Source organism: Bacillus sp. SRB3LM, assembly GCF_015712745.1.
In the GTDB taxonomy this organism is placed as follows: domain Bacteria; phylum Bacillota; class Bacilli; order Bacillales; family Bacillaceae_G; genus Bacillus_A; species Bacillus_A thuringiensis_K.
Map to the genome: position 1 here is coordinate 667,868 of NZ_VWVQ01000008.1, position 25,141 is coordinate 693,008.

The window sequence follows — 25,141 nt, forward strand, 5'->3', positions numbered from 1 at the left end:
TCATTATAGCTTTAGTTCTTGATTATTCACAAGTACTTTCATCGGCTTTAACATGCCAGGATGTTTCGGATGATGTTCATAAATTGCTAAGCAACGATCATTTTTATCAAACACTGTAATAAACGGTGCTGTTATTTCTAATTCATTCTTTAAGAACATACCATTCTTTATTTTCTCTGCTTGCTTTTCATCTACAACCATTTTTGGAAACTTGCTTAATGCTTCATCAATTGAAATGAAGATAGACTCTACTGTTCCATTTTGCACGTTTTCTTCAATTTCTTCAAATGATATGCAATCTTCTAATAAAAATTCACCAGATGCCGTTCTTACAAGGTGAGACATATGTGATGGGAAACCAAGTTTCTCCCCTATCATTACAGCTAACGTTCTTACATATGTTCCTTTACTACACGTTACACGGAAACGGAATGAAATATTTTCTCCTTCAAAAACTTCACGATCATCAAGTAATACGAATTCATGAATTGTAATTGTACGAACTGGACGTTCTACCTCTTGTCCTGCTCTTGCATATTCGTATAATTTTTTCCCGTTTACTTTTACAGCCGAGAACATTGGTGGCGTTTGTTCAATCGTGCCTGTTAATTCCGCAAGGACTTTCTCTACTTCCTTACGAGTAATAGTACGATCTACATTTTTCGTTTCAACAACCTCACCAGAAGCATCTTCGGTTGTCGTTGAAAACCCTAATGTTACTTCACCTTCATATGTTTTCGTTTCACTTGTTAAAAATTGTGCAATTTTCGTTGCTCTTCCAACGCAAATTGGTAATACTCCTGTTACATCAGGGTCTAATGTTCCCGTATGACCAATTCTCTTTTCTCGCAATATCTTTCTTAATTTAAATACACAATCATGTGATGTCATGCCTTTTGGCTTATGTAATAATACTACACCTTCCATATATGTTCACCTCATCATAATTCTCTCGTAGTAAATATCCAAAACTTATTTTGCATTGAAAAAATGGATAGACAAATGTCTATCCATTATTCTTCACGTTTACCGTCTTTATTAATTTCATGTAAAAGTGTATCAATTCGATGACCATATCCGATAGACTCATCAAACTCAAAGGTAATTTCTGGTGTTTTACGAAGACGAATACGTTGGCCAATTTCTGAACGAATAAAGCCTTTTGCCTTCGCTAAACCTTTTAAAGTATTTTCTTTCTGTTCTTCATCACCTAAAACAGAAATATATACTTTAGCAATTTGTAAATCACCACTCACTTGTACATCAGTTACTGTAACAAATCCAATACGTGGGTCTTTAATTTTACGACTGATAATGTCGCCTAATTCTTTTTTCATTTGCTCGCCCACACGGTTCGCACGTAATTTCATAACTCTTCACCTCATTCAATACCATTCCAAATGTGTTATTGTACGTTCAATTTCAGGAAATGAATCGATGTACTCAAGTACACGATTCATTTCTTTCTCACAGATAACACGATTTGAGGATACGGAAACAATTGCAATTTCTGTACGTTGCCATACATCTTGGTGCCCAACTTCAGAAACAGCTACATTATAGCGCTGTTTTACACGAGTTAACACACGTTGTAAAATTGCACGTTTCTCTTTTAAAGAATGCACATCGTAAATCATACACTCGAATGAGAGTGAAGCGATAATCATCGCTTCACTTCTTCCATAATGTACGCTTCAATGATGTCCCCTTCTTTAAGATCATTATATCTCTCAATTGTAATACCACACTCATAGTTTTGTGCAACTTCTTTTACGTCGTCTTTGAAACGTTTTAACGTATCAAGTTGTCCTTCGAAAATTACTACGCCGTCACGGATAATACGTACGCCACTATCACGCGTAATTTTACCGTCTGTTACGTAACAACCTGCGATTGTTCCAACTTTTGTTACTTTAAACGTTTGACGAACTTCTGCTTGACCGATTACTTTTTCTTCGAATTCTGGATCAAGCATACCTTGCATAGCTGCTTCAATCTCTTCGATTACTTTATAAATAATACGGTGTAAACGAATATCAACGTTCTCTAATTCAGCTGTACGCTTCGCGTTCACATCTGGACGTACGTTAAATCCAATTACAATTGCATTAGATGCAGAAGCTAAAATGATATCAGATTCTGTAATCGCACCTACACCAGTGTGAATGATTTTAACTTTTACGCCTTCAACATCAATTTTACGAAGTGATGCTGCCATCGCTTCAACAGAACCTTGTACGTCTGCTTTTACGATTAAGTTAATTTCTTTTACATCGCCCTCTTGGATTTGTTGGAATAAATCTTCAAGGCTTAATTTAGATTTCTCACCACGTTGTGCAACTAACGCTTCTTGTGCACGTGATTCACCAATTTGACGAGCTTTCTTCTCATCAGCAAATGCCATGAAACGATCTCCAGCCTGTGGTACTTCGTTTAAACCAGTAATTTCAACAGGAGTTGATGGACCAGCAACTTTTACACGACGACCAATATCACTTACCATTGCACGAACACGTCCGAATGAAGTTCCAACAACGATTGGATCTCCAACTCGAAGCGTACCATTTTGAACAAGTAATGTCGCGATAGTTCCTTTACCTTTATCAAGCTGTGCTTCGATTACTGTACCAGTTGCATAGCGGTTTGGATTTGCTTTATATTCTTCTACTTCACTTACAAGAAGGATCATTTCTAGTAAGTTGTCAATGCCTTCGCCTTGAATTGCAGAAATTGGTACGAAAATAGTATCTCCGCCCCAAGCTTCTGGAACTAATTCATATTCAGTTAGTTCTTGCATTACGCGATCAGGGTTTGCAGCTGGTTTATCCATTTTATTCACAGCAACAATAATTGGTACTCCTGCTGCCTTCGCATGATTAATTGCTTCAACCGTTTGTGGCATAACACCGTCATCCGCTGCAACAACAAGGATTGTAATATCCGTTACTTGTGCCCCACGAGCACGCATCGTTGTAAATGCTGCGTGACCAGGTGTATCTAAGAATGTAATCTTCTTATCGTTTACTTCAACTTGATATGCACCGATATGCTGAGTAATTCCACCCGCTTCGCCTGCAGTTACTTTTGAGTTACGAATAGAATCCAGTAATGTTGTTTTACCATGGTCAACGTGTCCCATGATTGTAACTACAGCTGGACGTTCTTTTAAGTTCTCTTCATCATCTTGCTCATCAATGAATGTTTCAAACTCAGTCTCGCTTACAATTACTTCTTCTTCTACTTCAATACCGTAGTCGTTAGCAATTAACTCAATTGTATCTTTATCCAAGTCTTGGTTAATTGTTGCCATAATTCCAAGCATGAAGAGCTTCTTAATAATTTCAGATGGCTCTTTGCTTAATTTTTTAGCAAGATCTCCTACTGTAAGGCTTCCAGAGAAAGTAATTTTATCTGGTGTTTCTACAATTTGAGTTTGTTGTCTACCAGCAAAGTTCTCTTGACGTTTGTCTTCGTTTCCTTTGCCTTTTTTCTTTTTCTTATTGCTGTTCTTTTTACTGCGAACAACTTTTTCTTCTACTTCAAACTCATCTGCAACAGAAGGTTTTTCAGTTTGATATTCATTATCTAATTTATTTACTACTTCATCGTCTAACATTGTCATATGATTCGAAACCTCGATATTCATTTCTTTTAGTTTTGTCATAAGATCTTTACTTGAGATATTATGTTTTTTTGCATATTCATGCACTCGAATTTTACTCATACCTTCACCCCCGGTAATTTGTATCGAGCATGCTACGCAGCTTTTTCGCAAAGCCTACATCTAACACAGCTACAACGACTCGCTCATCTCTCCCAATCGCATGCCCTAATTGTTGTCGATTTTCGACCTTTCTCATTGGTACGTTGTAGTACGTAGTTTTATCTGTGATGCGTTTTGTAGTATTTACTGACGCATCTTCAGATAGCAATACAAGTTTTGCTTTGCCACTTCGTACTTCTTTTAAAACGAGTTCTTCACCCGAAATAATTTTCCGAGCCCGGTTTGCTAGTCCTAAAAACGATTTCCAATCGGACACTTATTTCGACTCCTTCTCAACAAGCTCAAGAAGCTCTTCATATAAAGAACCGTCGATTTTCGCTTTTAGATGATGTTCCAAAACATTTTTCTTTTGAGCTTGAAGAATGCTCTCCTTGTCCTTCGACAAGTAAGCACCTCGTCCTGATTTTTTCCCAGTTAAATCAATGGACACTTCTCCCTCTTTGGAACGAACAATGCGAACGAGCTCTCGTTTTGATTTCATTTCTTGCGTTGCAACACATTTTCGTAACGGAACTTTTCGATTGCTCATACTCATCACCTCTATTCGATTTCGTCTTCCACTGAATCGAATCCAAATGCGATTACGCTATCTTCTTCTGTTACAATACCAAGTTGTTTCGCATCAGACTCACTCTTAATATCAATTTTCCAGCCTGTTAATTTAGCTGCAAGACGTGCATTTTGTCCACGCTTACCGATAGCTAATGATAATTGGTGGTCTGGAACAACTACTGTTGTCGCTTTTTCTTCTTCATCTACAAGTACTTTAACAACTTGTGATGGGCTTAATGCATTTGCAACATATTCAACTGGATCATTTGACCAGCGGACGATGTCAATTTTTTCACCTTTTAATTCGTCTACAATGCGTTGTACACGTTGCCCTTTTGGTCCTACACAAGAACCAACTGGATCAACATCAGTGTTCTCTGCATATACAGAGATCTTAGAGCGATCGCCAGCTTCACGTGCTACAGAACGAATTTCTACAGTTCCATCATAGATTTCAGGAACTTCCATTTCGAATAAACGTTTTAAAAGACCAGGATGTGTACGTGATACGTAAATTTGTGGTCCTTTTGTCGTTTTTTCTACTTTCGTAATGAATACGCGAATACGATCATGTGGTTTGTATTGCTCATTAGGCATTTGCTCACTTACAGGTAATAAAGCTTCTACTTTCCCTAAGCTTACATAGATGAAACGAGCATCTTGACGTTGTACAATACCTACCATAATATCTTCTTCACGGTCACTAAACTCAGAGTAAATAACACCGCGCTCTGCTTCACGCACTCGTTGTGTGACAACTTGTTTTGCAGTTTGTGCTGCAATACGACCAAAGTCTTTTGGTGTTACTTCAATTTCTAGTACGTCACCATCTTGGTAGTTTGGATTAATTTGTCTTGCTTCCTCTACAGAAATTTCAAGACGTGGATCAAACACATTGTCTACTACGTCTTTACGTGCTAAAACTTGAATTGTTCCCACTTCTGGGTTAAAGCTCACACGAACGTTTTGTGCTTGATTAAAATTGCGCTTATAAGCAGAGATTAAAGCTGCTTCAATCGCATCAATAATAATGTCTTTGCTAATGCCTTTTTCAGATTCTAATACGAGCAAAGCATCTAATAACTCAGTGCTCATGAAGATCCCCCTTCTAACTAAAACGTAACAGCAAGTCGCGCATTTGCGACTTTATCCATCGAAATTTGGATTTCTTTTTTACGTGTTTTAATTGTTAATAATAATGTTATTGTTGTACCATCGTAAGAAAGCAGTTTTCCTTCAAACATCTTTTCACCATCAATCGGCTCATATGTTTTAATTGCCACTTGTTTTCCTACCGCTTGCTGGAAGTCTTTTTCTTTCTTTAATGGGCGTTCCGCTCCAGGAGATGATACATCCAAAAAGTAAAGATGAGGAATTGGATCCTCTTTATCTAAAGCTTCGCTTAAACGTTCACTTACCGCACCGCATTCTTCAATGTCGACTCCCTTTTCAGAATCGATAAATACGCGTAAGAACCAGTCTTGTCCTTCTTTCACATACTCTACATCTACAAGTTCAAGATTTAACTCTTCAACGATCGGCTGCGCAAATGCTTCTACAACTTCTGTGACTTTCTTATCCATAAACAGCCTCCTTCCTGCCGTCATGTACCATTTAAAAGAAGAAGACCCCGCCACTTTAAAAACGGTCTATCTTATTCTTTCTCGTTAGCTAACAAAAGCCCCTGCTGTTCAGCAGGGATTATCTGTCTTAGTATTACCAAATTTAAGAAGTAAAACTTGTAACAAAATATGTATATACGACAGAAATCTTTTACCTATCTACGTAGAGAAAACATAGATAGTAACACGAAAGAGTGGGTTTCCCCACTCTTTTCTTTACACAATATACATGACATGGTTATCTCGGTTAATAGTATATCATAGGAAATGTTGATTTGCAAAGACTTTTCCTACCTACTAGAACAGTGATAACTGGTTTTGATCCGGTAAATCTCCTAAACAACCTTGACTATCTAAATACTCAATAATTGTTTTCGAAACCTTACTACGCTGCTGCAAGTCCTCTTTTGATAAGAAGTCTCCATTTTTGCGTGCTTCTACAATACTTAAAGCTGCGTTTGTACCAAGACCAGGTACCGCATTAAATGGAGGGATTAATGAGTCTCCATCAATAATAAAGTCTGTTGCATGCGAACGATACAAATCAACCTTTTGGAATGAGTATCCACGCTCACACATTTCAAGTGTCATTTCTAATACCGTTAATAAACTCTTCTCTTTCGGCGCTGCATCTAAACCTTTTTGCGCAATTTCATCAATTCTTGCACGTATAGATGCTGAACCTTTCGCCATTGCTTCTACGTCAAAGTCATCTGCTCGAACTGTAAAATATGCCGCATAGAATAACAGTGCAAAATGTACTTTAAAGTATGCGATACGTACAGCCATAAGCACGTAAGCAGCCGCATGGGCTTTAGGGAACATATACTTGATTTTCTTACATGAATCAATATACCAACCTGGTACATTATTACTTTTCATGTCGTCTTCCCATTCTTCCGGTACACCTTTACCTTTACGTACCGACTCCATGATTTTGAAGGCTAATGATGGATCTAGACCTTGATAGATTAAATATACCATGATGTCATCACGACAACCGATAACTTCGCTCAGCGTACATGTACCGTTATAAATTAACTCGTTTGCATTACCAAGCCATACGTCCGTACCATGTGATAGTCCAGAAATTTGGACTAACTCTGAGAATGTCGTTGGTTTTGTCTCTTCTAACATCTGTCTTACGAATTTCGTACCGAATTCTGGTATACCAAGTGTACCTGTTTTACAGTTAATTTGTTCTTCCGTTACGCCTAGCGATTCTGGACCTGAGAAAATTTTCATTACTTCTGGATCATCCGTTGGGATTGTTTTCGGATCAATACCACTTAAATCTTGTAACATACGAATAACGGTCGGATCATCGTGTCCGAGTATATCAAGTTTCAATAAATTATCATGAATCGAGTGGAAATCAAAATGCGTTGTTCTCCATTCAGCACCAATTGAATCTGCTGGATACTGTATTGGTGAGAAATCAAAGATATCCATGTAATCTGGCACAACGATAATACCGCCTGGATGCTGTCCAGTTGTACGTTTTACACCGGTACATCCTGCTACTAAGCGATCAATCTCTGCATTTCGAATCGTTAAGTTATGATCATTTGCATAACCTTTTACATATCCGTAAGCAGTTTTTTCCGCAACTGTACCAATCGTTCCTGCACGATATACATAGTCTTCACCGAACAGTACTTTCGTATAGTTATGGGCACGTGGTTGGTACTCCCCGGAGAAGTTCAAATCGATATCGGGTACCTTATCTCCTTTAAATCCAAGGAACGTTTCGAACGGAATGTCATGTCCATCTTTTACATACGGAATATTACAAGCAGGACATTCTTTATCTGGTAAGTCAAAACCAGAACCTACAGAACCATCATTAAAGAATTCTGATTGCTTACACTTCGGACATACATAGTGTGGTGGTAATGGGTTTACTTCTGTAATTTCCATCATCGTTGCAACAAATGATGACCCTACCGATCCACGCGAACCTACTAGATATCCGTCTACTAACGATTTTTTCACAAGCTTATGTGAAATTAAATAAATTACGGCGAATCCATGCCCAATAATACTTTTTAATTCTTTTTCTAAACGTGCTTCTACAATTTCCGGTAGCTCTTCACCATAAATGCTACGCGCCATTTTATAACTCATATCACGCGTTTCATCATCAGCACCTTCAATTTTCGGTGTGTATAGATCGTCTTTTACTGGATGCACATCACCAATTAATGACGCAATCTTTTGTGTATTTGTTACAACAACTTCTTTCGCTTTGTCTTCACCTAAGAATGAAAAACATTCTAACATTTCATCAGTTGTACGGAAATGTACTGGCGGTAATGAATGTCGATTTAACGGATTGGCTCCGCCCTGCGAACTGACTAAAATTTTACGATACATTGCATCCTCAGGGTCTAAATAATGCACGTTTCCTGTAGCAACAACTGGTTTATCTAACGTCTCACCTAGTTTTACTAAGTTAGAAATGATTGTTTTTAATTGACCTTCGTCTCGAACAAGCTCACGTTCTACTAAATGACGTAACACCTCTGGAGGCATTACTTCAATGTAGTCATAGAACTGGGCAATTTCTTCTACCTCTTCAGGTGCCTTTTGCATCATTGCCTCGAACACTTCACCTTTATCACAAGCCGTTCCTACTAAAATTCCTTCACGGTATTTTTTTAATAGTGACCTCGGCACACGTGGTACACGGTAAAAGTAATTAAGGTGAGAATATGAAACAAGTTTATATAAATTTTTCAATCCAACATCTGATGTGGCAAGTAACGTCATATGACTTGGACGGCCACGCTTATACGCATCCCCTTGTCCCATGCTATCATTTAATTGATCGTGATATTCAAATCCCTTTTCAATTACGTCTTTCAACATTTTCACAAGTAAATATCCCGTCGCTTCTGTATCATAAATCGCACGGTGATGTTGTGTTAATTCAATATCAAGTTTTTTACACATCGTATTTAATCGATGATTTTTCATTTCTGGGAATAAGAATCGTGCAAGTTCTAACGTATCAATAACGGGGTTATTCGTTTTTTCTAACCCAGCCTTTTTAAAACCTACGTTAATAAAGCCCATATCGAAGCTCGCGTTATGGGCAACAAGTGTATGATCGCCCATCCATTCCTCAAACTTTTTAAACACTTCGTCCACTTCAGGTGCATCAGTTAACATATCATCTGTAATACCTGTCAATTCAATAATCGTCGCTGATAATGGTTGATGTGGATTTGCGAAAGATTCAAAGCGATCAATAATTTCGCCACCCTTTACTTTTACGGCAGCCAACTCAATGACTGTATCGTATACAGCTGATAAACCTGTCGTCTCAACGTCGAAAACAACATACGTTTCCTCTGCAAGTAAACGATGCGCTTCATTATACGCTATCGGTACACCATCATTAACTAGATTTGCTTCTACACCATATATAACTTTAACTCCAGCCTTTTTCCCCGCAGAATACGCCTCTGGGAAAGACTGAGCCACGGCATGGTCTGTCACCGCAATAGCCTCATGTCCCCATTTACCAGCTTGAGCAACAAGCTTAGAAACTGGAGTGACAGCGTCCATTTGACTCATCGGAGTATGGAGATGAAGCTCTACTCGTTTTTCGCCTTCTGGCGCTTTATCTTTACGAGACGGTCCTGTTATTTCATTAATATCATTTGCAATCATTACTAAATCTCGAACAAATGTATCGTTTTGAACAGAACCACGCGCTTTCACCCACATTCCTTTTTTCAAGGATTGCAGCATTGGAATATCTTCTTTGTCACGCGAGAACATTTTGATCATAATAGAATCCGTATAATCCGTTATTTTTAAAGTTAATAACGTACGTCCACTACGAAGCTCTTTTGTTTCTACATGGAAGACATATCCTTGAACCGTTTTTCTTCTTTCTTCATCTTGAATTTCTCGCATTGGTGTAATCTCTTCATCTGGCTTAATAAGATACCCGAGTGTAATCGGTCCTTCATACACAACGCTGCTTTCTTCAGCTTGCTTCTTCGCCATTTCTTCCATAGCTTGTATAACACGCTCGCGGTCTTCTTGCTGCGTTTGTTCACGAAACTTTTGCATTTCTTCTGTATTTTGCTGTATATGTGTGTCTAACTGAAAACGCGGGAATCCAAAAACTTCGTATTGATCCCCTACTGGTTTCGCAACGTTTTTCTTTAAAGCAGTAGACTCCAGCTCGTTATTCACATTTATTAGCAACTTCACTCCATTCACCTGTGGAAGCTGCTTCTTTAAGTATGCGAACATAGGTGAAAATGTAATTCGTTCCGTACAAAGCGGCCAATACGCCCTCACTTCTTCTTCTGTAAATTGTTTATTCTCTGTTTCTAATGCAAATGTTGTTCTTGCAATATGAGAAAATGATTGCTTAAGCTTTGTTTCTAGCAATTCATATAATTCTGTAGGCAAAATACGTGGCACTTGTAAATCAAAATGCCAACTCTTATTCGCTTTATCAATAACGAGCCTTTCAATACCACCGCCTTGTAAATATTGATTTATAAGGTCGTCTGGTATTTGCAACTGCTGGAGCAAAATTTGAAATCGCTCTTGTTGTTCATTTGTTAAAGACATAAGCACTCTCCTTCCATTTGCTATTATAAATTGAAACGTACCACAAAGAAAGATTTCTCACTTCTTCTTTTACAAAATACGTTTACAAAGAAAGAGAAGGTACCCCATTACGAGGTACCTCTTCTTATTTTAAAATATTTGCAATATATGTTTGAAGTTCTTCTACTTTTACTTCTTCAGACTCACCTGTAGCACGTACTTTCACTTCTACAATACCTTCGTCTGCTTTTTTACCGACTGTAACACGAACTGGAAGACCGAATAAATCTGCATCTGCAAATTTAACACCTGCACGTTCTGCACGATCGTCTAATAACACTTCATAGCCTTGTTCTTGTAATGAGTTGTAGATATTTTCACCCATTTCACGTTGTGCATCAGATTTCATATTTACTGGAATTACATGCACATGGAACGGTGCTACAGCTTTTGGCCAAACTAAGCCGTTCTCATCGTTAAACTGCTCTGCAATTGCTGCAACTGTACGAGATACACCGATACCGTAACAACCCATAATAAGTGGTTGTGTTTTTCCGTTTTCATCTAGGAATGTTGCGTTCATTGCTTCACTATAACGAGTTCCTAATTTGAATACATGACCAACTTCAATTCCGCGTGCGAAAAGAATTGTTCCGTTTCCATCTGGAGATTGGTCTCCTTCTTGAATGAAGCGTAAATCTGTATATTGATTTACTTTAAAGTCACGTTCTGGATTTACATTTACATAATGGAATCCTTCTTCATTCGCTCCTGAACATCCGTTAACAATTGATGCTACAGCATGATCAGCAATAATTTCGATATCACCTGTTACATTAATCGGTCCTAATGAACCAACTTCACAATTTAATAATGCTTTTACTTCTTCATGAGAAGCAAGCTCAACAACTGAAGCGCCGTATACATTTTTCACTTTCACATCGTTTACTTCGTGATCACCACGAACAAGTACAACTACTAATTTCTCATCTACTTTAAATACCATAGACTTAATGCACTTGTCAGCTGCAATGTTTAAGAATGCAGCTACTTCTTCAATTGCTTTTTGGTCTGGTGTTGCTACTTTTTTAAGTGCTTTTTCGGCTTCGTCACTCTTCGTATACGTAGCTACAACAGGAGCCATTTCGATGTTTGCTGCATAATCAGATGTGTCAGAGTATGCAATTGTATCTTCACCAACTTCAGATAATACCATAAATTCATGTGTATCTTTTCCGCCCATTGCTCCAGAATCGGCAATAACTGCACGGAAATTCAAGCCACAGCGAGCAAAAATGTTAGAGTATGCTTTATATAAGCGATCGTATACTTCATCTAAGCTCTCTTGTGTAGCATGGAAAGAGTATGCATCTTTCATTAGAAACTCTCTTCCACGTAATAAGCCGAAACGAGGTCTTTGCTCATCACGGAATTTTGTTTGAATTTGGTATAATGTTAACGGTAATTTTTTATATGATTTCACTTCATCACGCACAAGGTCCGTAATTACTTCCTCATGTGTCGCTCCTAATGCGAATTCACGAGCGTTACGATCTTTCATACGCATTAATTCAGATCCGTAAGAATACCAGCGACCTGATTCTTGCCATAATTCTGCAGCTTGCATAGCTGGCATTAATAATTCTACAGCTCCTGCGCGCTCCATTTCTTCTCGAACGATACGTTCTACTTTGTGTAATACTTTTAATCCAAATGGTAGAAAGCTATAAATACCTGAAGCATTTTGACGCATAAAACCTGCACGAAGTAATAGCTGATGACTCTTAATTTCAGCATCAGCTGGAACTTCACGTAATGTAGGACTGAATACCATACTTTGTTTCATTTATTTGCACCTCTTCATTTTACTCTTACACGCAGTAAAACCCCTCACCTCGAGTTAGGTGAGGGATTTTATTCTACGAGCTCTATTTCATTATAAGTTTCACTTTATTTTACAAGAAAAACTTACGAATGTCATTCCAAGTTACAACTAACATAAGTAACATTAATAATGCAAAACCAATAAAGTGAACCATTCCTTCTTTTTGGCGGTCAATTGGTTTCCCTCGTAACGCTTCAATTAAGAAGAAGAATAAACGGCCACCATCTAAAGCAGGAACTGGTAATAAATTAAATAAACCAAGATTAATGCTTAGAACTGCAGCTAAACTTAGTACACGCGTAAACCCATAATCTACAACTTGATCTGTTAGATTATAAATTCCTACTGGACCTGACAACTCATTAATAGAAAATTGACCAGTTACTAATTTAACAAGAGATTCAAAAATTAGTTTCGTCCATTGGTACGTTTGTTCAAATCCTGATTTAATAGAACCCATTACTGTTTTCTCTACAGGAGAATAAACACCGATTCTACCAACTTCGTCTTTTCCTTCTTTATCGAGTGTTGGCGTTACTTTCACATTAAACTGTTCATTATCACGCTTTACTTGTAACGTAATTTCTTTATTTGGGTTTTCACGTACAATAGTAACAACATCTTTCCATGTACTTGTGTTTTTCCCATCAATAGCTTGAATTGTATCATTCTCTTTCAATCCAGCTTGCTGTGCTGCACTGTTATCCATCACTTTTCCGACCATTGGTTTGTCAATAGGAACCCCTTGTACAAATCCAAGAATCACAAAAATAACAAATGCTAAAATGAAGTTCATTGCAGGACCCGCAAAGATTGTTAAAGCGCGTTGCCCTAGTTTTTTCGAGCCAAATTGTCTATTATACGGAGCAATTTGAATTTCTTCCCCCGCAGTAATAATACGAGCCTTTTCATTCACTCGGAACGTTTGAAGCTCTTCCTCGTACTCTTCATAGCCCGAAATTGTTAAATTATGCTCCAAATCAGCTTGTTCGACTTCAATAACACGAACATTTGGATACTTTTCATATCCATCAAAAACTAATTTCACAACTTCGTCTTTTTCATTTAATACAAGGCCAACCTTTTTCCCAGGCTTTAACTCAACTGTGTCCGCATCCTCGCCAGCCATTCTTACATAGCCACCAAGGGGCAGTAATCGAATCGTATACACCGTTTCATTCTTTTCAAATGAGAATATTTTCGGACCAAAACCAATCGCAAACTCGCGGCATAAAATACCTGCTCTTTTTGCGAAATATAGATGCCCTAGCTCATGGAAAAATACGAGTGCACCGAAAATTAATATAAAGGCAATCGCTGTATTCAATTCCATAACCACCTTTGCTAAATTTGTTCCATCACAAACCGTCTTGTGGCCGCATCAATTTCCAAAATTTCCTCTAAGCTCGGTCGTGCAATGACATTGTGATGGTTCATTGCTTTTTCAATGAGGTCTTCCACTGTTAAGAAACCAATTCTCTTTTGTAAAAAGGCTTCAACAGCTACTTCATTCGCTGCGTTCATTACAGCTGGCATACTTCCACCTGCTTTTCCAGCTTCATACGCAAAACGTAAACAACGGAATCGTTCTTGGTCCATTTTCTCAAAATGCAACGTCCCTATTTCCCATAAGTTTAACTGTTTTGTGTCTGAAAGAGGCAATCTATCAGGATATGTAAGTGCGTATTGAATTGGTACTCGCATATCAGGTGAACCAAGCTGCGCCATTACACTACGATCTTCAAATTCAACCATAGAATGGATAATACTTTCTTTATGTAAAACAACATCGATTTGCTCATAAGGGATACCAAAAAGCCAATGTGCTTCAATTACTTCTAGTCCCTTATTCATCATTGTAGCAGAATCAATTGTAATTTTCGAACCCATTGACCAGTTTGGATGTCGAAGCGCATCTTCTACGGTCACATGATGCAATTCATCCCTCGTTTTATCACGGAAACTTCCACCAGAAGCCGTTATAATAAGACGAGAAATTCTTTTTTCATTTTCACCATTCAAGCATTGAAAAATAGCCGAATGTTCACTATCTACTGGAAGTAACGAAACATTATGTTTTCGTGCTGCTTCCATTACAAGATGTCCTGCAGTTACTAACGTTTCTTTATTTGCAATTCCAATTGTTTTTTTCGCCTCGATTGCACGAAGTGTTGGTAACAACCCTACGCTACCTACAACAGCATTTACTACAATCTCCGCATCTGGATGTAATGCTACTTCTAAAAGTCCTTCACTACCATATACAATTTTTGTATTACCAGAAACAGATTGTAATTTTAAAACATCTTCCTCTCTTTGCACAGAGACGATTTGCGGAGAAAATTCTTGAATTACCTTTACTGCGTAGTCAATATTTTTCCCTACAGAAAAAGCAACGAGACGGAATTGGTCTGGGTGCGAGCGTAATACATCTAAAGTTTGTGTACCAATTGATCCGCTTGCACCTAATAAACTAATGTTTTTCATGACTCCAACCCCTCGTTCATTTATTAATTGTATTGTAATAAGAAGTAGAGAATTGGTAAAACGAATAACCAACTATCTGTTCGGTCTAATATACCACCATGCCCAGGTAAAATTGTACCTGAATCTTTTACGCCATAATGACGTTTAAATGCAGATTGTACCAAATCACCAATTTGTCCAAAAATAGAAATGATAATTGTCAGCACAATTAAAATTACTACATTCGATTCGACTGGGAAGAACACATTGTAAACAAGTGCCACAATAATTCCACAAACGATGCCACCTAATGAACCTTCAATCGTTTTATTTGGACTAATTTCTGGCCACAATTTTCTCTTGCCCAATGCTTTTCCTACGAAATATGCGCCTGAATCAGTAGCCCATATAACAAATAATGCGCAAAATACATATTTAATTCCTAATATTCTCGTTTCATTTAAATATAAGAATCCCATTGCCACATATGTCGTTGCCATCAGTAAAAATGAAGCATTATCAAAAGTAAATGTATTCTTAGAAAGGACTGTATATGATAAAAGTAATAAAACAATCACAAATGTGATTTCCAATTTACCTAATCCAATCCATGTAAACAGTTCTGATGCACTACTTGGAATTAAAAGAATCCACAATAATACTGCAGCTAAAACTGTCGGTACTGAAATAAGCGTAAGCTTATTCATACGAATTAATTCATATAAACCTATAGAAGCAAGTGCATACACTAAAACCGTAAAAGGCACGCCACCGTATATTACGATGGGAATGAATAGCGCGGCAGCAACCACTCCAGTAATAATTCTCTGTTTCACTACCAAACCCTCTCTTTCTACACGCCTCCGAATCTGCGCCCTCTATGTTGAAAGTCAGTAATCGCATTTAGCAAATGTTCTTCTTTGAAGTCTGGCCAATACACGTCTGTAAACCAAAACTCCGAATATGCAATTTGCCACAACATGAAATTACTAATACGTAGCTCTCCGCTTGTTCGGATCAACAACTCTGGATCAGGTAAAGAACTCGTCATTAAGTAGGAGGAAAGCATTTCTTCACTTACCTCTTCAGAACGAATTTTTCCTTCCTCATTATCTTTCATCATATGTTGCACAGCAGAAACGATTTCATCTCGACTCCCATAGTTTAACGCGAAATTAAGAATTAATCCCGTATTCTCTTTCGTATCTTCCATGGCTTTCTCCATCGCTCTGCGTGTATGCGTAGGAAGACGATCTTTTTGCCCTATTACTCGGACTTGTACGTTTTCTTCAATCAATTCTGGTAAAAATGTACCTAGAAATTCTTCTGGAAGCTTCATTAAATAATCAACTTCCTTTTTCGGTCTTTTCCAGTTCTCAGTTGAAAAAGCATAGAGAGTTAACACTTTCACATTAAGTTTACTTGCAAATTTTGTAATTTTCTTTACAACTTGCATACCTTCATGATGTCCCGCAATACGAGGCATTGCTCTCCTCTTTGCCCATCTTCCATTCCCATCCATAATGATGGCAATATGTTCTGGGATATATCCTTTTTTCACTTCTTCAACGAGATGATCAAACGATGTGTCCTTTTTACCTTTAAAAAAAGGAAAGTTTTTAAACATCATTCATACCCTCCAGCAAGCAGACGTATGCCTAAAAGTGTAAAAAGACCCCCTTAAGAAGAGGGTCATATTTGCGAAGTTATCGCTATTACACTTCCATGATTTCTTTTTCTTTGTTTTTTGCGATTTCGTCAACTTTTGCAATATATTTATCTGTTTCTTTTTGGATATCTTCAGTATATCCTCTTAAATCATCTTCTGTAATCTCGCCAGCTTTTTCAAGCTTCTTAAGATCATCATTTCCGTCACGACGTACGTTACGAACAGCAACTTTTGCTTCTTCAGCATATTTTTTCACAACTTTTACAAGATCACGACGACGCTCTTCTGTTAATGCAGGGAATGCAATACGAATTACAGTTCCATCATTAGAAGGGTTTAAGCCTAAATCTGCTTTTAAAATTGCTTTTTCAATATCACCGATAGAAGTTTTATCATAAGGTTGAATTACTAGTAAACGCGCTTCTGGAACTGTAATGTTCGCTAATTGCACAACTGGTGTTGGTGCACCATAGTAATCAACTTGTACCTTATCTAATACAGACGCGTTTGCACGGCCAGCACGAACTGTTGCTAATTCACGAGAATAAGCAGCAACTGCTTTTTCCATTTTTTCATTTGAAGACTTCAATACTTGTTGTCCCATATTTATTTCCCCCTTACCACTGTTCCGATATTTTCGCCTAAAACGGCACGTTTAATATTACCTTTTTCCATAACTGAGAATACAATTAATGGAATATCATTATCCATACATAGAGAAGAAGCTGTAGAATCCATTACACCTAAACCTTCTTTTAATACGTCTAAGTAAGTAAGCGTTTCGTATTTCGTAGCTGTTGGATCAATAGATGGATCCGCATTATATACACCATCCACATTGTTTTTCGCCATTAAAATTACATCTGCTTCAATTTCTGCCGCACGTAATGCTGCTGTTGTATCTGTAGAGAAGTATGGGTTACCTGTACCTGCTGCAAAGATAACAACACGTTTTTTCTCTAAGTGACGAACTGCTTTACGACGAATGTAAGGTTCTGCAACTTGACGCATCTCAATTGAAGTTTGTACACGAGTTTGAATTCCGATATTCTCCAAGCTATCTTGAAGAGCTAATGAATTCATAACTGTCGCTAACATGCCCATGTAATCTGCCCCTGCACGATCCATGCCCATTTCACTTCCAATTTTCCCACGCCAAATGTTACCGCCACCAACAACAACAGCAACCTCTACATCAAGTTCTGCAATTTCTTTTACTTGTTCCGCAACTGACTTAATAACAGTTGGGTTAATTCCAAATCCTTGCTCTCCAGCTAAAGCTTCTCCACTTAGCTTTAAAACGACACGATTATATTTCGGTTTACTCATAATGAACCTCCAATTGCTTACATCTTTATTTTAAAAAAGGGAACACAATGTGTTCCCTAATCTGTATTAGTTACTACCTTTTACTTGGTTCATTACTTCTTCAGCAAAGTTGTCTTCGCGTTTTTCGATACCTTCACCAACAGCGTAGCGAACGAATCCTTTTAATGTTCCGCCTTTAGACTCAACGAACTGACGAACTTTCATATCAGGGTTTTTAACGAATGCTTGGTCAAGTAAGCAAATCTCTTCGAAGAATTTGCCTAAACGGCCTTCAACCATTTTCGCAACGATTTTCTCAGGCTTGCCTTCGTTTAATGCTTGTTGTGTTAATACTTGACGCTCATGCTCAACTTCTTCAGCTGTTACAGCATCGCGGTCGATGTATTTAGGGTTAACTGCAGCGATGTGCATTGCAACATCTTTAGCAGCAGCTTCATCAGTAGAACCTTCAAGAACTGTTAATACACCAATACGTCCACCCATGTGTAGGTAAGCGCCGAATGCATCTGCATCAGTTTTTGATACGATTTCGAAACGACGTAGTGTAAGTTTTTCACCAATTTTAGCGATTGCTTCGTTGATGTGCTCTTCAACTTTTTTACCGTTTTCCATTGTTTGAGCCATAGCTTCTTCAACGTTAGCTGGTTTGTTAGTTAATAAGTGAGCAGCTAATTCTTTAATTAGTGTTTGGAAACCTTCGTTTTTCGCAACGAAATCAGTTTCAGAGTTTAATTCTAAGATTAAAGCGTCATTACCGTTTGTTTCGATGAAAGTTAAACCTTCAGCAGCAATGCGGTCTGCTTTTTTAGCAGCTTTCGCAATACCTTTTTCACGTAAGAAGTCAATTGCCTTCTCCATGTCGCCGTTAGTTTCTGTTAAAGCTTTTTTGCAGTCCATCATACCTGCGCCAGTTTTTTCACGTAATTCTTTTACCATTTGAGCAGTGATTGCCATACTTTTCATCCTCCTAAAATATGTATTTATACCTTTTATAAAGGTGTTTATACCTTAAAAAAGGTGATAAAAGGCCGAACCCCTTATCACCTTTCCAACTTTGTTACGCAGTAACAGTTTCTTCACCTTGTTTTGCTTCAAGGATCGCGTCTGCCATTTTAGATGTAAGAAGTTTTACAGCACGAATTGCATCATCGTTTGCTGGGATAACGTGATCGATTTCGTCTGGATCACAGTTTGTATCAACGATACCGATGATTGGAATGTGTAATTTGCGTGCTTCAGCAACTGCAATACGCTCTTTACGAGGGTCTACTACGAATAATGCACTTGGAAGACCTTTCATATCTTTAATACCGCCTAAGAATTTCTCAAGACGCTCTAACTCTTTTTTAAGTTGAACAACTTCTTTCTTAGGAAGTACTTCGAAAGTACCATCTTCTTGCATTCTTTCGATGTCTTTAAGACGCTTGATACGCTTTTGGATTGTTTGGAAGTTTGTTAAAGTTCCGCCTAACCAACGTTGGTTAACGAAGTACATACCAGCACGAGTTGCTTCTTCTTTAATAGCTTCTTGTGCTTGTTTTTTAGTACCTACGAATAAGATGTCTCCGCCTTCAGCAGCGATGTCGCGCATCGTTCTGTAAGCTTCCTCAACTTTTTTCACAGTTTTTTGTAAGTCGATGATGTAGATACCGTTACGCTCTGTGAAAATGTAACGCTTCATTTTTGGGTTCCAACGACGAGTTTGATGTCCGAAATGAACACCAGCTTCAAGCAATTGCTTCATAGAAATTACTGACATAATATAGTTCCTCCTAAATGGTTTTTGATATCCTCCGTTTACTTCATCTCTAAGCGAAACTACAAACGTAGCACCAACACTTAAATCAGTAAACGTGTGTACTTTGTACTGACACCACTGCTTACTATATCATACTGAAATATTTCAATCAAGTCGAAAATGCGAACAATGTAAAACTTTCTTTGTTCATACTCGAATTCTAGTATTACCAACCTTCATTTCTTTTAAGCAAAAAAGTAAATACAATTAATAGTTTTCCCAGAAAACACGCTTATGACACTTTTCACAAGCACCATCTATACATTGCACAAAAAAACTCTCCTCAATCGAGGAGAGTTTTTTATAAATTAGTTTGTTTTTAATTTAGCAAGTTCCTGTAGAAACTTGTCGTTTAGCACTTTAATGTATGTTCCTTTCATACCTAAAGAACGAGACTCAATAACACCAGCACTTTCTAATTTACGTAGTGCATTTACGATTACAGAACGAGTAATTCCTACGCGATCAGCAATTTTACTTGCAACAAGTAAACCTTCTGTTCCATTTAATTCTTCGAAGATGTGCTCAATTGCTTCTAACTCACTGTAAGATAATGAGCTGATCGCCATTTGAACAACAGCTTTACTACGTGCTTCCTCTTCAATTTCTTCTGCTTTTTCACGCAAGATTTCCATACCTACAACAGTTGAGCTGTACTCAGCAAGGATTAAATCATCATCTAAGAACTCTTGACCGAGACGAGCTAATACTAATGTACCTAGACGCTCACCGCCACCAACGATTGGTACGATTGTAGTTAAACCTTGACCAAATAATTCTCTGTTTTCTACTGGGAATGCTGTGTAAGCACTGTTCACATCTAAGTTTGAAGATGTTTCTGTAATGTTGAATAAGCTTTGTGTATATTCTTCTGGGAATTGACGTTCTGCAAGCATTTGCTTCATGCGTTCGTTTTCGATTTGTTGGTGAATTGCATAACCTAGTAATTTACCACGACGGCTAACTACGAATACGTTTGCTTCGATTACTTCACACATTGTGTCAGACATTTCTCTAAAGTTTACAGGCTTCCCTGCTGCGCTCTGTAATAACGCATTTAATTTTCTCGTTTTTGCTAATAATTCCATTTCAAAAGTTCCTCCTACATGTTACTCACATATTTTTTCATCACTTGGAAACTAGGGCGAGTCACCTGATGACACTATTACAAAATAAACTGGCTCACATCTTTATTTTTAGCAATTGTTGCTAATTTCTCCTCAACGTATTGAGGTGTTATCGTTATTTTCTCTAACGTAATTTCAGATGCTTCAAACGATAAATCTTCAAGGAGCTTCTCCATAATCGTATGAAGTCTTCTTGCTCCAATATTATCTGTATCCTGATTAACTTGATAAGCAATCTCAGCAATCTTACGAATAGCTTCGTCTGAAAATTCAATTTCTATACCTTCAGTCGCTAATAATGCCATATATTGTTTAATTAACGCATTGTCAGGCTCGATTAATATTTTAACAAAATCGTCTGTCGATAATTTTGTTAATTCTACTCGAATCGGAAATCTCCCTTGCAATTCCGGAATTAAATCCGACGGTTTAGACATATGGAACGCTCCAGCTGCAACGAATAAAATATAATCCGTTTTTACTGATCCGTATTTTGTCGCAACATTCGATCCTTCTACAATTGGCAAAATGTCACGTTGCACACCTTCACGTGATACATCTACGCTATTCGACTGCTTACCAGCAATTTTGTCAATTTCATCAATAAAAATAATCCCGAGCTGTTCAGCACGATAAACAGCCTCTTGTGTAACTTCATCCATATCAATTAAGCGCTGTGCCTCTTCATTTGTCAAGAGTTTTCTTGCTTCTTTTACAGAAAGTTTACGTTTTTTCGTTTTTTTCGGCATAAAACTTCCTAGCGCATCTTGGAAATTCATTCCCATTTGTTCCATGCCAGTTCCTTGTAACATATCAAACATGGAAGACTGTTGTTCAGTCACTTCAATCGATACAATTTCTTCTTCAAGAAGCCCTGCAGCAAGCTTTCTCTCCACATCTTGACGTTTCTTTTCGATTTCAACATCTTCTTGTGTATCAGACGTTTGATTCGAATTTTGAGCGCCTCCAAAAAGCATCTCTAATGGATTTTTAAATCCAGATTGCTTCTCCGGACTCGGCACTAAAATTTCAACAAGACGTTGATTCGCTTGCTCTTCTGCTTTATCTTGAACTTTCACTACCATTTCTTCTTTTACAATACGAACCGATGTTTCCACCAGGTCACGTACCATCGACTCTACATCTCTACCCACATATCCAACTTCTGTGAATTTTGTAGCCTCAACCTTAATAAAAGGTGCTCCAACGAGTTTCGCCATTCGTCGTGCTACCTCTGTTTTCCCAACACCTGTCGGTCCAATCATTAAGATGTTTTTAGGTGCAATTTCGTCACGTAAATTTTCAGCTAATTTACTGCGACGATATCGATTTCTCAACGCTACAGCAACCGCTTTCTTTGCGTCTTTTTGACCGATGATGTATTGATCTAATTTTTCCACAATTTGGCGCGGAGTAAAATGTAAATGCATATAAAATGCCTCCCTTACGATTCTACAATTCTTCAACAATTATGTTGTGATTCGTATAAACACAAATATCGCCAGCAATCTCTAAACTCGCTTTCGCAATTTGCTTCGCTGTTAAGTGTTCACTTGCATATTGCTTTAAAGCACGACCTGCAGAAAGTGCATAATTCCCACCAGATCCAATTGCTAAAATACCATCATCCGGTTCAATCACTTCTCCTGTACCTGAAACAAGGAGCATAGTTGTTTTATCCATGACAATGAGCATCGCTTCTAGCTGACGTAACATTTTATCGCCACGCCATTGTTTTGCCATTTCAACAGCAGCACGTTGCAAGTTGCCATTATACTCTTCTAATTTCCCTTCAAACATTTCAAAAAGAGTAAATGCGTCAGCAACTGATCCTGCGAAACCAGCTAAAACTTTACCTTGGAAAAGCTTACGAACTTTACGAGCTGTATGTTTCATTACAACAGCATTTCCCATCGTCACTTGGCCATCTCCAGCCATTGCACATTCTCCATTATGATGAACTGCAAATATCGTTGTAGCGTGGAAATTTCCCATAGAAAAAACTCCTTTATTTGTTTTTATAGCTTTTAAAGCAATTTATGCCCGCGGGTGATGCTTCATGTAAACAGAACGCAATCTTTCTTTAGAGACATGCGTATAAATTTGTGTCGTCGACAAATTCTCATGGCCTAATAGCTCCTGTACAGTACGTAAATCTGCCCCTTCATCTAGCATATGTGTAGCAAATGTATGCCTTAACATATGGGGACTTATCCGCATTGTCAGTGAAGCCTTTTTAATGATTTCATTTAAAACATAACGAACTCCACGACTTGTTAGCGGTGTACCTTTCGCATTTAAAAATACCATATGAGAGTCTTCGTCAGTCTTATTAACTAACTGTTTTCTCCCATTCTCTATATAAGTAATTAAAGAATCTTGCGCATAGCTTCCAAATGGAATATACCTTTGTTTTTTTCCTTTTCCCATTACTAAAATTGTTCCCACCGCAAAGTCAATATCGGTAAGTTGTAAATTGACACATTCACTCACACGGATCCCAGTCGCATACATCAACTCTAATAAAGCTTGATTCCTTTGACCTAATGGCGTTTCCGTGTCAGAAACTTCGAATAATTCCTCTAACTCTTCAGCATATAAAAACTTTGGGATTGACAATTCTTTTTTGGGGAGTGACGCAAGTGCAAACGGATTATCCTTTCGATAACCTTCACGCATCAAAAAACGATATAAACTTCGTAAGCTTGATACTTTTCTTGCGACAGATTTACGGGCTAACTTTTCATCGTGCAACGTCGTTAAGTACAAACGAACATCCGCGTATGTAACGTCTAAAAAAGAGGATATGCCTTCTCGTTCCATAAATTGCACAAAATGCTCTAAATCATTTTGATAACTTGCAATTGTATATTTTGAATAATTTCTTTCAATTTGTAAATATCCAACGAATAATTGTAACAATTTCTTCACATTCACACAACTCACCTCAATAAAGGCTACTAAATCGTATCACAACTTAGTAGCCTTTGCAAGAAATTTAACTAAATATTTACAAAATTTAGAATCGTTTCTAAAGCGCGTGCTGCGTACGCTTCATTTCGTTCAGCTTTCTTTTTAATCTTCTTCTCTAACGGTGCAAATAGACCGAAGTTCGCATTCATCGGTTGGAAGTTTTTAGCGTTCGTTGCCGTAATGTAATTTGCCATGCTACCCATTGCAGTTACTGGTGGTAATACAACTGGTTCTTCACCTTGCACAAGACGCGCAGCATTAATCCCTGCTAATAATCCTGATGCTGCTGATTCAACATATCCCTCTACTCCAGTCATTTGACCAGCGAAGAATAAATCATCACGTTGTTTATATTGATATGTTGGACGAAGCAAATTGGGTGAATTAATAAACGTATTACGATGCATTACACCATAACGTACAATCTCTGCATTTTCCAATCCCGGAATTAACTGTAGCACTTCTTTTTGTGGTCCCCACTTTAAATGTGTTTGGAAACCTACGATATTGTATAAAGTTCCCGCTGCATCATCTTGACGTAACTGAACAACAGCATATGGCGTTTTCCCTGTTTTTGGATCTTCCAATCCAACAGGTTTCATAGGTCCAAATACTAACGTCTGTCTCCCTCTACTTGCCATAACTTCTACTGGCATACAACCTTCAAAGAAAATTTCTTTTTCAAACTCCTTTAAAGGCACTGTCTCAGCAGCAATCAGAGCCTCATAAAAACGATCAAACTCTTCTTCTGTCATTGGGCAATTTAAATATGCAGCTTCCCCTTTGTCATAGCGCGATTTTAAATATACTTTATTCATGTCAATGCTGTCTTTTTCTACGATTGGGGCTGCAGCATCATAGAAGTAGAAATAATCTTCTCCTGTTAATTCTTTCAATTTTGCAGAAAGATCAGGAGATGTTAATGGACCTGTAGCAATAATTGTCGGTCCCTCTGGAATATCTGTAATTTCTTCATTCATTACAGTTACATTTGGATGGTTCTTTACGTATTCCGTTACTTTAGCTGCGAACTCATGACGGTCTACAGCTAAAGCACCTCCAGCTGGTACAGAGCACTCATCCGCCGCACGAATAATTACAGAATCCATTAAGCGCATTTCCTCTTTAATAACTCCAACTGCATTTGTTAAAGTGTTTGCACGAAGTGAGTTACTACATACTAATTCAGCGAATTTATCTGTGTGATGAGCTGGCGTTTGCCTTACCGGTCTCATTTCATATAATCTAACTTGGACACCACGTTTTGCAATTTGGTAAGCTGCTTCACTTCCTGCAAGACCTGCGCCAATGACGTTTACTACTTGTGTTGTCATTTATATCACCTTTCCTTTTCTTCC

General features: G+C 37.9%; 23 protein-coding genes. All 23 read right to left on the reverse strand.

The annotated features are described in order from the left end of the window. Nucleotides 1-3 precede the first annotated feature (3 nt). The 23 genes from truB to trmFO all read right to left on the reverse strand — a co-directional run bounded on the left by truB (nucleotide 4) and on the right by trmFO (nucleotide 25,117). Nucleotides 4-927 carry a tRNA pseudouridine(55) synthase TruB gene (gene truB / locus F3I02_RS10295; RefSeq protein ID WP_196477918.1) on the reverse strand — a complete coding sequence of 308 codons (924 nt, stop codon included), beginning with the start codon at nucleotides 925-927 and terminating at the stop codon, nucleotides 4-6. Between the two features lie 86 nt (nucleotides 928-1,013). Continuing rightward, nucleotides 1,014-1,370, reverse strand: coding sequence for a 30S ribosome-binding factor RbfA (gene rbfA / locus F3I02_RS10300; protein WP_000776437.1), 357 nt, complete (start codon nucleotides 1,368-1,370; stop codon nucleotides 1,014-1,016). 15 nt (nucleotides 1,371-1,385) lie between these two features. Beyond that, a complete protein-coding gene (locus tag F3I02_RS10305) occupies nucleotides 1,386-1,667 on the reverse strand; it encodes a DUF503 domain-containing protein (RefSeq protein WP_000582363.1) in 282 nt (93 codons plus the stop codon). Next, nucleotides 1,664-3,724: a translation initiation factor IF-2 gene (gene infB, locus F3I02_RS10310; protein WP_000036343.1), complete on the reverse strand. Its 2,061-nt coding sequence runs from the start codon at nucleotides 3,722-3,724 to the stop codon at nucleotides 1,664-1,666. Before infB ends, F3I02_RS10305 begins: the two co-directional genes overlap by 4 nt. A 4-nt stretch (nucleotides 3,725-3,728) precedes the next feature. Beyond that, nucleotides 3,729-4,040: a YlxQ family RNA-binding protein gene (locus tag F3I02_RS10315; protein ID WP_001286524.1), complete on the reverse strand. Its 312-nt coding sequence runs from the start codon at nucleotides 4,038-4,040 to the stop codon at nucleotides 3,729-3,731. Beyond that, a complete protein-coding gene (rnpM, locus tag F3I02_RS10320; RefSeq protein WP_000071127.1) occupies nucleotides 4,041-4,313 on the reverse strand; it encodes an RNase P modulator RnpM in 273 nt (90 codons plus the stop codon). 11 nt (nucleotides 4,314-4,324) lie between these two features. Beyond that, nucleotides 4,325-5,431: a transcription termination factor NusA gene (gene nusA / locus F3I02_RS10325; protein ID WP_000102604.1), complete on the reverse strand. Its 1,107-nt coding sequence runs from the start codon at nucleotides 5,429-5,431 to the stop codon at nucleotides 4,325-4,327. Between the two features lie 17 nt (nucleotides 5,432-5,448). Next, nucleotides 5,449-5,919, reverse strand: a complete 471-nt coding sequence (rimP, locus tag F3I02_RS10330; RefSeq protein WP_000359096.1) for a ribosome maturation factor RimP — start codon at nucleotides 5,917-5,919, stop codon at nucleotides 5,449-5,451. A 336-nt stretch (nucleotides 5,920-6,255) separates the two neighbouring features. Continuing rightward, nucleotides 6,256-10,557 (reverse strand): PolC-type DNA polymerase III, encoded by a 4,302-nt coding sequence (locus tag F3I02_RS10335; RefSeq protein ID WP_000060003.1) that lies wholly within the window; start codon nucleotides 10,555-10,557, stop codon nucleotides 6,256-6,258. A gap of 124 nt (nucleotides 10,558-10,681) precedes the next feature. Further along, the gene (locus F3I02_RS10340) at nucleotides 10,682-12,382 is read right to left on the reverse strand and encodes a proline--tRNA ligase (protein ID WP_046946444.1); all 1,701 of its coding nucleotides are present in this window, start codon (nucleotides 12,380-12,382) and stop codon (nucleotides 10,682-10,684) included. A gap of 109 nt (nucleotides 12,383-12,491) precedes the next feature. Further along, entirely contained in the window at nucleotides 12,492-13,748 is a 1,257-nt protein-coding gene (rseP, locus tag F3I02_RS10345; RefSeq protein ID WP_001090243.1) for an RIP metalloprotease RseP, read from the reverse strand. Nucleotides 13,749-13,765: 17 nt separating this feature from the next. Next, nucleotides 13,766-14,908 (reverse strand): 1-deoxy-D-xylulose-5-phosphate reductoisomerase, encoded by a 1,143-nt coding sequence (dxr, locus tag F3I02_RS10350; RefSeq protein WP_000790373.1) that lies wholly within the window; start codon nucleotides 14,906-14,908, stop codon nucleotides 13,766-13,768. 23 nt (nucleotides 14,909-14,931) lie between these two features. Further along, entirely contained in the window at nucleotides 14,932-15,723 is a 792-nt protein-coding gene (cdsA, locus tag F3I02_RS10355; RefSeq protein ID WP_000813592.1) for a phosphatidate cytidylyltransferase, read from the reverse strand. Between the two features lie 17 nt (nucleotides 15,724-15,740). Next, complete coding sequence (uppS, locus tag F3I02_RS10360) at nucleotides 15,741-16,517, reverse strand: undecaprenyl pyrophosphate synthase (protein ID WP_000971296.1); 777 nt, start codon at nucleotides 16,515-16,517, stop codon at nucleotides 15,741-15,743. Between the two features lie 85 nt (nucleotides 16,518-16,602). Then, the gene (gene frr / locus F3I02_RS10365) at nucleotides 16,603-17,160 is read right to left on the reverse strand and encodes a ribosome recycling factor (protein ID WP_000531501.1); all 558 of its coding nucleotides are present in this window, start codon (nucleotides 17,158-17,160) and stop codon (nucleotides 16,603-16,605) included. A 2-nt stretch (nucleotides 17,161-17,162) separates the two neighbouring features. Next, nucleotides 17,163-17,885: a UMP kinase gene (pyrH, locus tag F3I02_RS10370; RefSeq protein WP_000042668.1), complete on the reverse strand. Its 723-nt coding sequence runs from the start codon at nucleotides 17,883-17,885 to the stop codon at nucleotides 17,163-17,165. Nucleotides 17,886-17,951: 66 nt separating this feature from the next. Continuing rightward, the gene (tsf, locus tag F3I02_RS10375; RefSeq protein ID WP_001018578.1) at nucleotides 17,952-18,839 is read right to left on the reverse strand and encodes a translation elongation factor Ts; all 888 of its coding nucleotides are present in this window, start codon (nucleotides 18,837-18,839) and stop codon (nucleotides 17,952-17,954) included. Between the two features lie 103 nt (nucleotides 18,840-18,942). Then, nucleotides 18,943-19,644, reverse strand: coding sequence for a 30S ribosomal protein S2 (rpsB, locus tag F3I02_RS10380; RefSeq protein WP_000111485.1), 702 nt, complete (start codon nucleotides 19,642-19,644; stop codon nucleotides 18,943-18,945). A gap of 347 nt (nucleotides 19,645-19,991) precedes the next feature. After that, nucleotides 19,992-20,771: a GTP-sensing pleiotropic transcriptional regulator CodY gene (codY, locus tag F3I02_RS10385; RefSeq protein WP_000421290.1), complete on the reverse strand. Its 780-nt coding sequence runs from the start codon at nucleotides 20,769-20,771 to the stop codon at nucleotides 19,992-19,994. A gap of 77 nt (nucleotides 20,772-20,848) precedes the next feature. Further along, a complete protein-coding gene (gene hslU / locus F3I02_RS10390; RefSeq protein WP_000550078.1) occupies nucleotides 20,849-22,240 on the reverse strand; it encodes an ATP-dependent protease ATPase subunit HslU in 1,392 nt (463 codons plus the stop codon). A 22-nt stretch (nucleotides 22,241-22,262) separates the two neighbouring features. Further along, entirely contained in the window at nucleotides 22,263-22,805 is a 543-nt protein-coding gene (gene hslV, locus F3I02_RS10395; protein ID WP_000526272.1) for an ATP-dependent protease proteolytic subunit HslV, read from the reverse strand. Nucleotides 22,806-22,847: 42 nt separating this feature from the next. After that, complete coding sequence (xerC, locus tag F3I02_RS10400; RefSeq protein WP_001101242.1) at nucleotides 22,848-23,747, reverse strand: tyrosine recombinase XerC; 900 nt, start codon at nucleotides 23,745-23,747, stop codon at nucleotides 22,848-22,850. A gap of 65 nt (nucleotides 23,748-23,812) precedes the next feature. Beyond that, nucleotides 23,813-25,117: an FADH(2)-oxidizing methylenetetrahydrofolate--tRNA-(uracil(54)-C(5))-methyltransferase TrmFO gene (gene trmFO, locus F3I02_RS10405; RefSeq protein ID WP_196477919.1), complete on the reverse strand. Its 1,305-nt coding sequence runs from the start codon at nucleotides 25,115-25,117 to the stop codon at nucleotides 23,813-23,815. Nucleotides 25,118-25,141 lie beyond the last annotated feature (24 nt).